The organism is Streptomyces sp. P9-A2, assembly GCF_036634175.1.
GTDB classification, from domain to species: domain Bacteria; phylum Actinomycetota; class Actinomycetes; order Streptomycetales; family Streptomycetaceae; genus Streptomyces; species Streptomyces pratens.
In genome coordinates this window covers 2,144,836-2,157,354 of the sequence record NZ_JAZIFX010000001.1, presented here as the reverse complement: position 1 = coordinate 2,157,354, position 12,519 = coordinate 2,144,836, and the positions used below count along the sequence as shown (strand labels likewise).

Below are 12,519 nucleotides of genomic sequence, written 5' to 3'. Positions count from 1 at the left end.
GTCCAGTGATGCTCCGGCCTCGCTCGTCCATCGCGTGCGTCCCCCGGCGACGACCCGACCAGCGGTAATTCATATGACGGGTCAAGGGAGTTGGGATAGGTTCCTCCTGTTCGAAGGGGGACCAGTGACCAGGCTGAACCAGATCATCGCCGTCGAAAAGGGCGTCAAGAGCAAGGCCGTTCAGGACGTCAACGGGGCGCACCAGAAGGTGCAGAAGCCCGCGCTGCTCGCCGGTATCTCGCGTACGTACCAGCCGAAGGACGAGGAGGGTGAGCAGTTGCCGCCCGAGTCCACGCGGGTGCAGGTGCAGGGCGAGGACGTGCTGCGCGAGATGGCGGCCTCGCTGACCCGGCTGTTCGACGTTACGGCGACCAAGGACTGGGCGAACTGCGCGGCCCGCGCGGACGTCGTCGTCGAGGGACGGACCGTCCTCGCCGAAGTCCCGGTCAGCTATCTGCTCTTCCTGGAGAAGCAGCTCACCGACCTGCACGCCTTCGTCAGGAAGCTGCCGACCCTCGACGCCGCCGAGTCCTGGACCCACGACCCGTCCACGGACTGGTGGAAGACGGACCCGGTCCGCACGATCCGTACGAAGAAGGTCCCCCGCAACCACGTCAAGGCCGAGGCGACCGAGAAGCACCCGGCGCAGGTCGAGGTGTACTACGAGGACGTGCCCATCGGGTACTGGACGACCGTGAAGTTCTCCGGCGCGCTTCCCGCGCGGCGGGTGAACGAGCTGGTGGAGCGGGTCGAGAAGCTCCAGCAGGCGGTCAAGTTCGCCCGCGAGGAGGCCAATGCCACCGAGATCACCGACCAGCGGGCCGGTGACGCGGTGTTCGGCTACCTGTTCGGCTGACGCCGGGCCGGTAGCCCCATGATCGCCCCCGCGTGCGAGCGCGGGGGTGCGCGACAGCGCGGGCCGGACTGAGGACCGGTCCGCGTGACGAGCGCAAGCTGAAACTGACGTTCAGCCTGAAGGAACGGCGTTCCGCACGTGAAGGCCGTATCAATCTCAGACTCTCGCTCCAGTCTCAGTATCGCCGCCGATCGCCGGAACGACCGGGGAAGGACGATTGCCGTCGGATGCGAGTTCAATTCTCGCCTGCACCTCTGCCTGGTGCGGTAGTTCAAAGGCAGAACACGACGGCCTGATGACTGATCCTTCCTCTTAAACGCGCCGGCGTGCGCAATGAGGTGGCATCCCCAGGGGCCCGGGAGCTGGATACGACTCCCGGGCTCCGTCACGTCCGCCGGTAGTGCCTGCGCCACCACCGATCCGGTCGCTGGCTGGATGGGTTCGCGGGGCCGGGGGACCTAGCGTCGAGGTGTTCCGCTTCACGCTCCCCCGGAAGGCGTTTCACCATGTCAGTGACCTCGGCCGACGTCGCCGTCAGCCTCGAGCACGTATGCAGGACGTACGGCGGTGATCAGCCGGTGGTGGCGTTGGACGACGTGGACGTCCGCTTCCTGCGGGGCACGGCGACCGCGGTGATGGGGCCGTCGGGCTCCGGGAAGAGCACGCTGCTGCACTGCGCGGCGGGGCTGGACCGGCCCGACGCGGGGACGGTCCGGATCGGGGCCACCGACCTGGCGGCGATGTCGGAGAAGCGGCTGACCGAACTGCGCCGCAGCCGGGTCGGCTTCGTGTTCCAGGCGTTCAACCTCGTCGGAGCCCTGAACGTGGAGCAGAACATCCTGCTGCCCTCGCGGCTGTCCGGGCAGCGGCCGGACCCGGCGTGGGTCGCCGAGGTCGTCGACCGGGTCGGACTCGGCGACCGGCTGCGGCACCGGCCCGCGCAGCTCTCCGGCGGCCAGCAGCAGCGGGCCGCGATCGCGCGTGCGCTGGTCACCCGCCCCGAGGTGATCTTCTGCGACGAGCCCACCGGCGCCCTCGACACCCGCACCGCGGCCGACGTTCTGTCGCTGCTGCGGTCGGTGGTCGACCAGGCCGGACAGACCGTCGTCATGGTGACCCACGACCCGGTCGCCGCGTCCTACGCGGACCGGGTCGTGGTCCTCGCCGACGGGCGGATCGTGCGGGACATGCCGCAGCCCGGCGCCGAGCGGATCGCCGAGCACCTCGCGCACCTCGGCAGCCGGCAGTCCGTCGCACAGCTCGGCAGTCGGCAGTCCGTCACCCAGCCCGTCGTACAGCCCGGCACCCAGTCGTTCGCGGGACCCGCCGCGCAGTCCTTCGCGCAGTCCTTTGCACAAGCCCCCGCGCGGCCCGCCGTGCGCCGGGAGGGCTGAGCCGTGCTCACTCTGGCCGCGCAGATGCTGCGCCACCGCAAGGGCAGTTTCGTGGCGACGTTCGTCGCCCTCGCCGCCGGCGTCGCCGTCCTCATGGCGTGCGCGCTGCTCGTGGAGTCCGGCTGGCGCTACCACGGCCAGTCGCAGCGGTACGCGAAGACGGTCGCCGTCGTCGCCGACCGGGACCTGACCCTGTCCACCTCTCTTGCCGGGCGGGGTGCCCGGCCTTTCGGGGCCGGAGTGAATGCCAGTTCCCGCGGAGCGGGGCAGGAGGAGTCGCATCGCCTGTGGGGTGATGCGGTGTCCCGGGAGAGGACGGTGGCGGGCTTGGTCATGGCAGGGGTGTGATGGTGTGTGGCGGGGAGTGGTGGCGGGGTTCGGTCGCTCGTTCGGGTGAGCCTGGTGGGATGCGAGGTGGGGAGCGAGGGGCGGGGCTAGGTTGGGCGGCATGTCACGTTTCCGGATGTACCCGACGGGTGAGCAGGCGGGCGTCATGCTCGGGCACTGCGCGTACGCCCGGTACGTGTGGAACCTGGCCGTCGAGCAGCACGCGCACTGGCAGCCGGGGCGCAGGTCCGCTCCCGGGTTCGCCGAGCAGTGCCGCCAGCTCACCGAGGCCCGGCGGGACAATGCGTGGCTGCGGGCCGGGAACGCGGACGTGCAGCAGCAGGCCCTGCAGGACTCGCCAGGGCCAAAGCCGCGCGTTTCGCCTCCGGGTTCGGCGAGCCGACCTGGCGCAGGAAACACCGGCATGAGGGCTTCCGCGTGATCGGCACCGACCGGGTCCCGGAGTCCCATCCGGACGGTTCGCCGAGGCTGAATGCCCGGGGCAGGCAGGTGATGGGCCGCTCGGTGGTGGTGCGGAGGTTGAACCGGCGGTGGGCGCGGGTGAAGGTGCCCGGCTGCGGCTGGGTCCGCTTCCGCCTCACCCGCACCGGGCTGCCGGTGGCGAAGACCTTTCGGGTCACCTTCCGCAACGACCGGTGGCACATCGCCTTCGCCGTGATCCCCGATCCCGCCGAGGCGCCCGGCACGGACGCGATCGTCGGCATCGACCGGGGCGTGACGATCACCGCCGCCCTGTCCGACGGGCAAAAGCTGAACTGCCCGCGGCTCACCACCCGGGAACGGGCCCGGGTCCGCAAGCACCAGCGCCGCGCGGCCCGCGCGCCGAAGGGCAGCGAGGCCAAGGCCGCCGAGCACGCCAAGGTGGCCAGGATCAAGGCCCGGGAGGCGGACCGGCGCAAGGACTGGTGCGAGAAGACCTCGACCATGCTCGCCCGCAGCTACCGTCTGATCCGGTTCGAGAAGCTGAACATCACGACCATGACCCGCTCGGCGAAGGGAACCATCGAACAACCTGGTACACGGGTGCGGCAGAAGGCCGGGCTGAACCGGGCGGTCCTCGCCCAGGGCTGGGGCCTGCTGCGCCGCCGGACCGGGGAGAAGGCGCCGGGCCGGGTCGAGGACGTGCCCGCCCCGTACACGTCGCTGCGGTGCAGTGCCTGCGGATGGATCGCGAAGGACTCGCGCAAGAGCCAAGCCGAGTTCGTCTGTGTGTCCTGCGGGTTCAGTTGCCACGCGGATGAGAACGCAGCGGTCAACGTCGCGGCAGGACAGGGCGGGATTCCCCGCCCCCGGCGTGCAGCCGGTGCCGGAGGGGTGACAGCGGCCACCGGCCGCTCGAGCGCCCGTGAACCTCGACCCGCCCGGGTCGGAATCCCCCTCTTTTAAGAGGCGGAGGATGTCAAAAGCACATCCGCAGCATCTTCGCCAAGCTCGACCTGGCCCCCACCGACCGTACCGACCGCAGGGTCGCCGCGGTCCTCCGCTACCTGGAGGGCGGCGCCGCCCGGCGCTCCTGACCGGCGGCGGGCGCGTCCCCGCCGAGCGAGCGCGCGGCGACCTTCGCCACGTGCCGGGTGAAGACCTCACCGGCATCGGGAGTGAGGGAGCGCAGGGCGACGAGCGCCGTGAGAGCGACATCGCACAACTCCGCACCGACGTCGTCCCAGGAATGCGTGGTGCCCTTGCGCGGATTCTGCCCGGTGACGCCGATCACCGCCTGGGCGACCTCACCGACCTCCTCGGACAGCTTCAGGACGCGCAGCAGCAGGGCCTCCCGGCCGTCGACCGCGCCATGGGTCTCCAGCCAGGCGTGCAGTCCGTCGACGGAATCCCAGAGGCCACCGGACGACGAGGAAGACGGGGAAGGGATGGAAGGAGCGGAGGGGAAGGAGGCGAGCGCGGGTGCGCTCTGGACAGGCATCGGCGTCGACATCGGCATCGGGCTGGGGCTCGGGTCGCTCATACGGTAGACCCTGGCACAGGACGCCGACCACGTCCGGCCCCCGGCCCCCGGCCCCCGGCCCTCAGGACGGCGTCCGACCGCCGCAGGCACGTCGGCCGTCAGTCGAACAGAGCTTCCTGCTCGCCCTCCCGCGCCTTGCGCAGGCGCCGGCTGCGCGCCCCCACGACCACCGCCGTGGCCGCCGCGGTCGCGGCGAAGGCCGCGACCACCATCCAGTCGCGGTCGGCCGAGTGGCCGAGGACGTGGTCCAGGGAGAGGCGGCCGGGCCCGGTGACGGCGAGGCCGGCCGCCGTCAGACCGAGGGTCGCGGCGTGCTCGTAGCCGCCCTCCTGGTTGAAGAAGCCGTTGGGCGCGTGCACGGCCGCCGCGCCCGCCATCGCACCGGCCGCCGCCGCACCCGCCGCCGGGGTGGCGAGACCGAGTGCGAGCAGCGCGCCGCCGCCCGCCTCCGCGAGGCCCGCCGCCGTGGCGCTGACCCTGCCCGGTGCGTAGCCGATGGTCTCCATGAACTGGCCGGTGCCCTCGATCCCGGCCCCGCCGAACCAGCCGAACAGCTTCTGCGCGCCGTGTGCCGCCAGTGCCCCGCCCGTCCCCAGCCGGAGCAGCAGCAGGCCCAGATCACATCGGTCGTAACAGGTCACGTCGTCTCCCGGTCCCCGAGCAGTCGCAGTCGCAGTCGCAGTCGCAGTCGCAGTGGCAGTGGCAGTCGCAGTGGCAGTCGCATTCGGATTCGCTTGGCGTGACCACCGTCGCACTCCGGCGTCCGGCCCGGCCTGCGGCCGTCCGCCGTTCGGGTGGCGCGGTGCGGGGGCCTTGAGGACGCCGGCGGACATGACGAGCCGACGCCCTGGCGTCCGGACGGCTCAGACGGTTTCCCCCGGGTAGTGGACCCCGATGCGCTCCCGGATGGTGTCGAGCGTCCGCATCACCGCGAGCGTGCCGTCCAGCGGGACGAGCGGGGACTCGGTCTCGCCCGCACGCAGGGCGCGCATCGCCTCGGCCGCCTCGTGCTTGAGACTGTTACGGGCCCCGTCCGCCGGATCGGCGGTGAACTCCTCGGTCTCCTTGCCGTCCCGGTGCAGCACGAACCGGTCCGGGAAGAAGAAGCCGTACGGGATGTCGATGCGGCCCGCCGAACCGGTGACCGACGCGGACGTCGCCGTACCGCCGACGATGGAGCAGTGCACCGACGCGATGGCCCCGTTCTCCCAGGAGAGCAGCGCGCCCGTCTGGAGGTCGACCCCCTCCTCCGAGAGCGTGGCCTTCGCCACGACGTCCGACGGCTCCCCGAGCAGCAGTTGCGTGAACGAGACCGGATACACGCCGAGGTCCAGCAGCGCGCCGCCGCCCAGCGCCGGGTCCCGCAGCCGGTGCGCCGCGGAGACGTTAGCCGCCAGCCCGAAGTCGGCCTGCACCGTGCGTACTTCACCGATCGCGCCGTCGTCGATCAGTGTTTTCAGGCGCCGCACCATGGGATGGCAGTACATCCACATGGCCTCCATCAGGAAGAGTCCGCGCTCGCGCGCCAGGCCGACCAGTTCCGCCGCCTCGCGCACGTTGAGGGTGAACGGCTTCTCGCACAGCACGTTCCGCCCGGCCTCCAGGCACAGCCCGGCCGCGGCCCGGTGCGCCGAGTGCGGAGTGGCGACGTAGACGATGTCGATCTCCTCGTCCCGCGCGAGCGACTCCCAGTCGCCGTACGCCCGCGGTATCCCGAACCGCTCGGCGAACGCCTTCGCCGGCTCGGGCGACCGCGAGGCCACCGCCACGATCTCCGCGTTTGGTAGATCCACCAGATCCGCCGTGAACGTCGCGGCCATCCCGCCCGTCGCCAGAATTCCCCAGCGCACGTTCTGCCCTGTCATCCGCCCCACCTTGCTTGTTCGTTGTTCATGGTTCGTCGTTCGTCGTTCGGCGCTCATGGTTCGTGGTCCGCGATCTCGTGCGAGCGCCCGTGCCTTTCCGTGGAAGCGCTCCCATGACGTCTTGGCGAACATCTTCACCCGAGAGCACCGTCCCTGACGAGCACCCCGTAAGGGCTGAGAGCATAAGGAGCGCATGACTCGAAAAGGGAGGGGCCATATGTCCGAGGGCGAGGCATCCATGTCCGGGCCGGTATCCGGGCCGCTATCGGCGACGACATCCGGACCGGCATCGGCGACGACATCCGGGCCGGCACCGAGTGCGGCGCCGGGAACGGCCGCTTCGGCACCCGCCGCCGGCCGGGGGAGCCGGAGCGGGGGGCCCGGAGCCCAGGGCCGGGCGAGCCTCCTGGTCACGATCGTCCTGGGCAGCCTCACCGCCACCGCCCCGCTGGCTATGGACATGTACCTCCCCGCGCTCCCCGAGGTCACCCGGGCGCTGGGGTCCACCGCCTCCACCGTTCAACTCACCCTCACCACCTGCCTGGCCGGCATGGCGCTCGGACAACTGGTGGTGGGGCCGATGAGCGACCGGTGGGGGCGCCGCCGTCCGCTGCTCATCGGTCTCGCCGTCTACATCGTGGCCACCGCGCTGTGCGCGATCGCGCCCACCGTGGAACTCCTCATCGCGTTCCGGCTGGTCCAGGGCCTCGCCGGCGCGGCCGGCATCGTCATCGCGCGGGCGGTCGCCCGTGACCTGTACGACGGCGTGGCCATGGCCCGCTTCTTCTCCACGCTCATGCTGATCTCCGGTGTCGCCCCGGTCGTCGCCCCGCTGATCGGCGGGCAGATGCTGCGCGTGACGGACTGGCGGGGAGTCTTCGCCGTCCTCACTCTCCTCGGTGTCCTGATGGCGATCGTGGTGTGGCGGAAGCTGCCGGAGACGCTGGAGCCCGCCGACCGTCATCGTGGTGGGGCCGGCGAGGCGCTGGGCTCGATGCGCCGGCTGCTCGCCGACCGGGCCTTCAGCGGCTACGTCCTCACCGGCGGCTTCGCCTTCGCCTGCCTCTTCGCCTACGTCGCCGCCTCCCCGTTCGTCATCCAGGAGATCTACGGCGCCTCCCCGCAGACGTTCAGCCTGCTGTTCGGGATCAACTCGGTGGGGCTGATGATCATGGGCCAGATCAACGGCAAGGTGCTGGTCGGGCGGGTCCGGCTGGACCGGGTGCTCGGTCTCGGCCTCGTCGTCGTCGTGGCCGCTTCCACCGCGATCCTGCTGATGGCGCTGGGCGTGTTCGGGGACGTCGGGCTGGTACCGATGGCCGTCGCGCTGTTCGTGCTGATGTCCGCCATGGGCATCACCATGCCCAACACCCAGGCGCTCGCCCTGATGCGCGTCAAGCACTCCGCGGGCTCCGCGTCCGCCCTGCTCGGTACGTCGTCCTTCCTCATCGGCGCCATCGCCTCCCCGCTGGTCGGTATCGCGGGGGAGGACACTGCCGTCCCGATGGGCATCGTCCAACTGGTCGCCGCTCTGGTGGCCCTGGCCTGTTTCGCCGGAATGTGCCGTCCCTGGGGAGGACGCAACGACACGGACGACGGAATCACCCTCCGCCGGCGTGCGGCCGGTGCAGCGAGCGGACCTGACGCAGTCGGTGCAGCGGGCGGACCCGACGGGACCGGCGTAACCGGTGGAGCCCGCGCAACCGGTGGCACCGGGAGAGCGGGGGCGGACAGCTGAGCGCGCCGAGGCTGCGCCCCGGTACACCGGAACGGGCCGGGCTCGACCCCCGCGAACTCGCCGCCCTCGTCCGGGAGGTCCGCGCCCGTACCACCGGGGACCGCCCCTGGGCCGCGGGCGCCGTGGTCGTCGCCGGCCGCGGCCCGGTGCTCGCCGTGCGGGAGGCGGTGGGCTGGGCCGTACGGTACGCGGCGTACGACGAACGGACCGGCACCCCGGTGGAACTGCCGCCCGGCGACCGCGTGCCGATGACCGTGGACACCCCCTTCGACCTGGCGTCCCTGACCAAACTGTTCACCTCGGTGGCCGCCGTGCAGCAGATCGAGCGCGGCACCCTGGGCATCGACGCCCGGGTGGGCGCGTACCTGCCGGACTTCCCCGCGGCCGTACGGCATGGCATCACCGTCCGGCAACTACTCACCCACACCTCCGGGTTGCGCCCCGAACTCCCGCTGTACGACTGCGCCGACGACGCCGAGCGCCTGGCCCGGCTCCGCGCGGAGCGGCCGGTCGGGGTGCCCGGCACGTACTGCTACTCCGACCTGAACATGCTGCTGCTCCAGCACCTCCTGGAGCGCCTCACCGGCCGCACCCTCGACACGCTCGTCCGCGACGGCATCACCCGGCCGCTCGACATGACCGCGACCGGTTTCGGCCCGTGTCCGGGCGCGGCGGCCACCGAGGACCAGCGGCGGCCCTGGGCCAAGGCGGACCGCGGCATGCTGCGCGGCGAGGTGCACGACGAGAACGCCTGGGCGCTCGGCGGGATCGCGGGCCACGCAGGCCTCTTCTCCACCGGCCCCGATCTGGCGGTCCTCTGCCGCACGCTCCTCGCGGGCGGCTCGTACGGCCCCGCCCGCATCCTCGGCCCCGACTTCGTGGACCTGCTGCTCACCCCGCCGGGCCTGGGCTTCGCCCTGGACCAGCCGTGGTTCATGGGGGAGTTGGCGGGCCGGGGCGCGGCCGGTCACACCGGATTCACCGGTACCTCCCTGGTCCTGGACCGCGCCACCGACACCTACCTCGTCCTCCTCGCCAACACCGTCCACCCCCGCCGCCCCCGCACCCCGGACAACACCCCGCGCGCACAGGCGGCGACGCGGGTGGCGCGGGCGATACGGGGACGGTGAGGGTGCGGTGAGGGGCCCCGGGCACGGAGCGGCCCCGCCGTTCTGCCGACCGTTCCTTGTCCCCCTTCGCCCTTCGCCCTTCGCCTGCCGCCGCCGCCTGCCGCCGCCTGCCGCCGCCCCGCCGCCTGCCGCCGCCCCGCCGCCCGCCGTCCCGGCCGGTGATCCGGCCTCCGCCCGGCGCCATAGAATCGCCAGGTGAACGCCCCTGCTCCCGCCTCTCCCGCCGACACTCTGCGCAGCGCACTCGCCGGGCTGCTCGACGGGCTCCCGCCGCGGCAGGCCGCGCAGGCCGTCGAGCGGCTGATCGCCACCTACCGGGGTGTCACCCCGACCGGGGCGCCCATCCTGCGCGACCGCGCGGACGTCGCCGCGTACGCCGCGTACCGGATGCCCGCCACGTTCGAGGCCGTACGGTCCGCGCTGGCCGCGTTCGCCGACGCGGTGCCCGGGTGGACACCCGGCGACCACCTCGACATCGGTGGCGGAACCGGCGCCGCCGCCTGGGCGGTGAGCGCCACCTGGGGCGGGAAGCGGCCGGTGACGGTCCTCGACTGGGCCGAGCCCGCCCTCGCCCTCGGCCGGGAGCTCGCCGCCGCCCACCCCGCCCTCGCGGACACCCGCTGGCAGCGTTCCCGGATCGGCACCGCCCTCACCCTCGACAGCGCCGACCTCGTCACCGTCTCCTACGTCCTCAACGAACTGACCGAGGGCGACCGCGCCGCCCTCGTCGACGCCGCCGCCGGGGCCACGCGGGCTGTCGTGATCGTCGAACCCGGCACCCCCGACGGCTACGCCCGCGTCATCGAGGCCCGCGACCGGCTCGTCTCCGCCGGCTTCCGGGTCGCCGCCCCCTGCCCGCACAGCGCCGCCTGCCCCATCGCCCCCGGCACCGACTGGTGCCACTTCTCGGCCCGGGTCAGCCGCTCCTCACTGCACCGTCAGGTCAAGGGCGGCTCCCTCGCCTACGAGGACGAGAAGTTCAGCTACGTCGCCGCCACCCGCCTCCCGGTGAGTCCCGCACCCGCACCCGCACGCGTCGTGCGCAAGCCGCAGATCCGCAAGGGCCAGGTGCTCCTCGACCTGTGCGAGAAGGACCCGGCCCTGCGCCGTATCACCGTCACCAAGCGCCACGGTGACCTGTACCGGGCGGCCCGGGACACCGACTGGGGCGACGCCTGGCCGCCCCCGTCGGCCGACGACGAGGAACACTAGGCCCGCTTCCGGGGCCCTCCCTCCTCGCCTCCTTCGATTCCTACGCTTCCTACGGCTTCTTCCTGCCGCTCTTCCCGCCGCTGTTCCCGCTCCCGTCGTTCCTGGAGCTTGCGCAGCAGTTCGCGCTTCTGGGCCCGGGCGTCGAGCCCGCCGCCGATACGACCGTCGCGTTCGCCGCCGCGCAGGGCCTTGCGGCCGAGGTGCCGTCGGCTGCCGCCGACGCCCAGCATGTTTCCGGATCCGCCTCGGGACATGGTGATCTCCGCTCTTCCGGCTACCGAACCGTTGGCGAGACGTATCGTCTTGTCAACGCTCATCACTCTTCGGCGAGACGCGCCGTCTTGTCAACCTGATAAATTCGGCCCATGGCCTCGAACAGCCCCACGCCCCCCGACTCCACCCGACGCAGTGAGCGCTCCCGCCGCGCCATCTACGACGCGGCCATCTCCCTGGTCGTGGAGATCGGCTACCCGAGGACCACGATCGAGGGCATCGCCGCCCGCGCCGGCGTCGGCAAGCAGACGATCTACCGGTGGTGGGGGTCGAAGGCGGACGTTCTGCTGGAGGCATTCCTCGACCTGAGCGAGCAGGCCGCCCGCGCCGTCCCGCAGGAACCCGAGGACCGTGAGGGGCAGGAGGGGCAGGAGGGGCAGGAGGGGCAGGAGGGTCGAGCTGACGACGAGAGTCAGGGGATCCCCGACACCGGGAACCTCGCCGCCGACCTCAGACTCGTCCTGCGCGCCACGGTCGACGAACTGCACGACCCCAAGTTCGAGGCGCCGTCCCGCGCACTGGCCGCCGAAGGCGTCGTCAACGAGGAACTGGGCCGGAGATTCGTCGCCAAGCTGCTGGAACCGCAGCTCCAGCTCTACGTCGACCGGCTGCGCTCCGCGCAGGAAGCCGGTCAGGTGCGCCCCGACATCGACCCGCGCATCGCCCTGGAACTGTTCGTCTCGCCACTCGCCCAGCGCTGGCTCCAGTACACGGGGCCGATCACCTACGAGTACACCGACGCCCTCGTCGACTACGCCCTCAACGGCCTCACCCCGCGTTGACCAGCCGCGATGACGAAGGATGCTCGCGCCCCGCAGCCGTACCCTTCGCCCCGGGGGACGCCTCTCGTCACGTCCGGGCCCCGCTTGTCCCGGCTGTGCCGATTATGTGCCCCGGCCTCCCTGGGCGCAGGATGGTGGGACGATAGGGCATGCTGGAGAGCACGACGGCGAGGCGAGGAGCTAGATGAGCGCGGAGTTCGGCGGTAGGACCGGCAGGCAGGGCAAACTCTCCCGATGGCTGCGCGGACGCCGCCCGGAACCGGCCGTCGACCAAGGCGACCGTGAGGCTCTGCTGCTCGCCGCGGCCGGTGCGGGACTCCCGCTCGCGCCCGCCGCCCACCCGGCCGGATACGGCTGTTCCTGCGACCGTGTGGGCTGTCCGACTCCCGCCCGGCACCCCGTGTCGTTCGCCTGGCAGACGCAGTCCACCACCGACCGCGCCCAGATCGAACGCTGGGCCCGCCACCAGCCGCAGGCCAACTTCATCACCGCGACCGGCATGGTGCACGACGTACTCGACGTGCCCCTCGAAGCCGGTCGCGAGGCGTTGGAGCGCCTTTCCGCGGACGGGGTCGAGGTCGGACCCGTCGCGGAGAGCGACGACGGCCGCATGCTGGTCTTCACCCTCACCCGGGGCACCCCCGAGGACGAGGACGAATGGTGGCCGTGCGAGCTGGACTGCCACCCCGAGACGATGGACGAGCATCCCGGCCTGCGCTGGCACTGCCGCGGTTCGTACGTCCTGGTACCACCCGCGCGACTGCCCGGTGACGACAACCGGACAGTGCACTGGGTCCGCGGCCCGGAACATCCGCTGCCCGACCCGCTGAGCCTGCTGGAATACCTCACCGACGCCTGTGCCCGCCACGTCGGCGAGTACCCCGAACAGGCGGCTGCCGCGGCCTGGCCCTCGCGCCGCTGAGACCCGTCGCGCCGCCGGGGCCCGTCGTCCCGGTCG

General features: G+C 72.1%; 13 protein-coding genes and 2 pseudogenes. 11 read left to right on the top strand and 4 right to left on the bottom strand.

The genetic code is table 11. The features are described 5' to 3' along the window. Positions 1-124 precede the first annotated feature (124 nt). The 6 genes and pseudogenes from V4Y04_RS09740 to V4Y04_RS09715 all read left to right on the top strand — a co-directional run. Positions 125-856, top strand: a complete 732-nt coding sequence (locus V4Y04_RS09740) for a DUF7873 family protein (RefSeq protein ID WP_332427056.1) — start codon at positions 125-127, stop codon at positions 854-856. Between the two features lie 506 nt (positions 857-1,362). After that, a pseudogene (locus V4Y04_RS09735) lies at positions 1,363-2,097 on the top strand (ABC transporter ATP-binding protein); the annotation flags it as partial. 156 nt (positions 2,098-2,253) lie between these two features. Further along, complete coding sequence (locus V4Y04_RS09730) at positions 2,254-2,598, top strand: hypothetical protein (protein ID WP_332427055.1); 345 nt, start codon at positions 2,254-2,256, stop codon at positions 2,596-2,598. Between the two features lie 100 nt (positions 2,599-2,698). After that, positions 2,699-3,019, top strand: coding sequence for a helix-turn-helix domain-containing protein (locus tag V4Y04_RS09725; RefSeq protein ID WP_332427054.1), 321 nt, complete (start codon positions 2,699-2,701; stop codon positions 3,017-3,019). After that, the gene (locus V4Y04_RS09720) at positions 3,016-3,984 is read left to right on the top strand and encodes an RNA-guided endonuclease InsQ/TnpB family protein (protein WP_332427053.1); all 969 of its coding nucleotides are present in this window, start codon (positions 3,016-3,018) and stop codon (positions 3,982-3,984) included. Before V4Y04_RS09725 ends, V4Y04_RS09720 begins: the two co-directional genes overlap by 4 nt. A gap of 5 nt (positions 3,985-3,989) precedes the next feature. Then, a pseudogene (locus tag V4Y04_RS09715) lies at positions 3,990-4,115 on the top strand (DNA-binding response regulator); the annotation flags it as partial. Here the strand turns inward: V4Y04_RS09715 and V4Y04_RS09710 are convergent. From V4Y04_RS09710 to V4Y04_RS09700, 3 genes are all read right to left on the bottom strand, one after another. Further along, positions 4,082-4,519 carry a MazG-like family protein gene (locus V4Y04_RS09710; RefSeq protein ID WP_443080171.1) on the bottom strand — a complete coding sequence of 146 codons (438 nt, stop codon included), beginning with the start codon at positions 4,517-4,519 and terminating at the stop codon, positions 4,082-4,084. The pseudogene V4Y04_RS09715 and the gene V4Y04_RS09710 overlap by 34 nt on opposite strands. Before the next feature lie 140 nt (positions 4,520-4,659). Next, on the bottom strand, positions 4,660-5,202 hold the full coding sequence (locus V4Y04_RS09705) for a DoxX family protein (protein ID WP_332427052.1): 543 nt from the start codon (positions 5,200-5,202) through the stop codon (positions 4,660-4,662). A 222-nt stretch (positions 5,203-5,424) separates the two neighbouring features. Next, positions 5,425-6,426: a Gfo/Idh/MocA family protein gene (locus V4Y04_RS09700; RefSeq protein ID WP_332427050.1), complete on the bottom strand. Its 1,002-nt coding sequence runs from the start codon at positions 6,424-6,426 to the stop codon at positions 5,425-5,427. Between the two features lie 238 nt (positions 6,427-6,664). On the opposite strand from V4Y04_RS09700, the gene V4Y04_RS09695 reads away from it, so the two are divergent. The 3 genes from V4Y04_RS09695 (at position 6,665) to V4Y04_RS09685 (ending at position 10,506) form a co-directional block, all read left to right on the top strand. Next, the gene (locus tag V4Y04_RS09695) at positions 6,665-8,164 is read left to right on the top strand and encodes a multidrug effflux MFS transporter (protein WP_443080170.1); all 1,500 of its coding nucleotides are present in this window, start codon (positions 6,665-6,667) and stop codon (positions 8,162-8,164) included. An 11-nt stretch (positions 8,165-8,175) separates the two neighbouring features. Next, positions 8,176-9,294: a serine hydrolase domain-containing protein gene (locus V4Y04_RS09690; protein ID WP_332432772.1), complete on the top strand. Its 1,119-nt coding sequence runs from the start codon at positions 8,176-8,178 to the stop codon at positions 9,292-9,294. A 195-nt stretch (positions 9,295-9,489) separates the two neighbouring features. Then, entirely contained in the window at positions 9,490-10,506 is a 1,017-nt protein-coding gene (locus V4Y04_RS09685; RefSeq protein ID WP_332427046.1) for a small ribosomal subunit Rsm22 family protein, read from the top strand. Here V4Y04_RS09685 and V4Y04_RS09680 read toward each other — a convergent pair. After that, positions 10,503-10,760: a DUF6243 family protein gene (locus V4Y04_RS09680; protein ID WP_332427043.1), complete on the bottom strand. Its 258-nt coding sequence runs from the start codon at positions 10,758-10,760 to the stop codon at positions 10,503-10,505. The genes V4Y04_RS09685 and V4Y04_RS09680 overlap by 4 nt on opposite strands. Positions 10,761-10,871: 111 nt before the next feature. Between V4Y04_RS09680 and V4Y04_RS09675 the strand changes: the two genes are divergently transcribed. Further along, a complete protein-coding gene (locus V4Y04_RS09675) occupies positions 10,872-11,561 on the top strand; it encodes a TetR/AcrR family transcriptional regulator (RefSeq protein ID WP_332427041.1) in 690 nt (229 codons plus the stop codon). Positions 11,562-11,745: 184 nt separating this feature from the next. Continuing rightward, positions 11,746-12,483, top strand: coding sequence for a bifunctional DNA primase/polymerase (locus tag V4Y04_RS09670; RefSeq protein ID WP_332427039.1), 738 nt, complete (start codon positions 11,746-11,748; stop codon positions 12,481-12,483). Positions 12,484-12,519 lie beyond the last annotated feature (36 nt).

What these genes read in the sequence shown, in the direction of transcription:
- V4Y04_RS09680 (WP_332427043.1), bottom strand. Translation starts at nt 10,760, where the DNA reads ATGTCCCGAGGCGGATCCGGAAACATGCTGGGCGTCGGCGGCAGCCGA.
- V4Y04_RS09695 (WP_443080170.1), top strand. Translation starts at nt 6,665, where the DNA reads ATGTCCGGGCCGGTATCCGGGCCGCTATCGGCGACGACATCCGGACCG.
- V4Y04_RS09700 (WP_332427050.1), bottom strand. Translation starts at nt 6,426, where the DNA reads ATGACAGGGCAGAACGTGCGCTGGGGAATTCTGGCGACGGGCGGGATG.
- V4Y04_RS09675 (WP_332427041.1), top strand. Translation starts at nt 10,872, where the DNA reads ATGGCCTCGAACAGCCCCACGCCCCCCGACTCCACCCGACGCAGTGAG.
- V4Y04_RS09725 (WP_332427054.1), top strand. Translation starts at nt 2,699, where the DNA reads ATGTCACGTTTCCGGATGTACCCGACGGGTGAGCAGGCGGGCGTCATG.
- V4Y04_RS09670 (WP_332427039.1), top strand. Translation starts at nt 11,746, where the DNA reads ATGAGCGCGGAGTTCGGCGGTAGGACCGGCAGGCAGGGCAAACTCTCC.
- V4Y04_RS09710 (WP_443080171.1), bottom strand. Translation starts at nt 4,519, where the DNA reads ATGCCTGTCCAGAGCGCACCCGCGCTCGCCTCCTTCCCCTCCGCTCCT.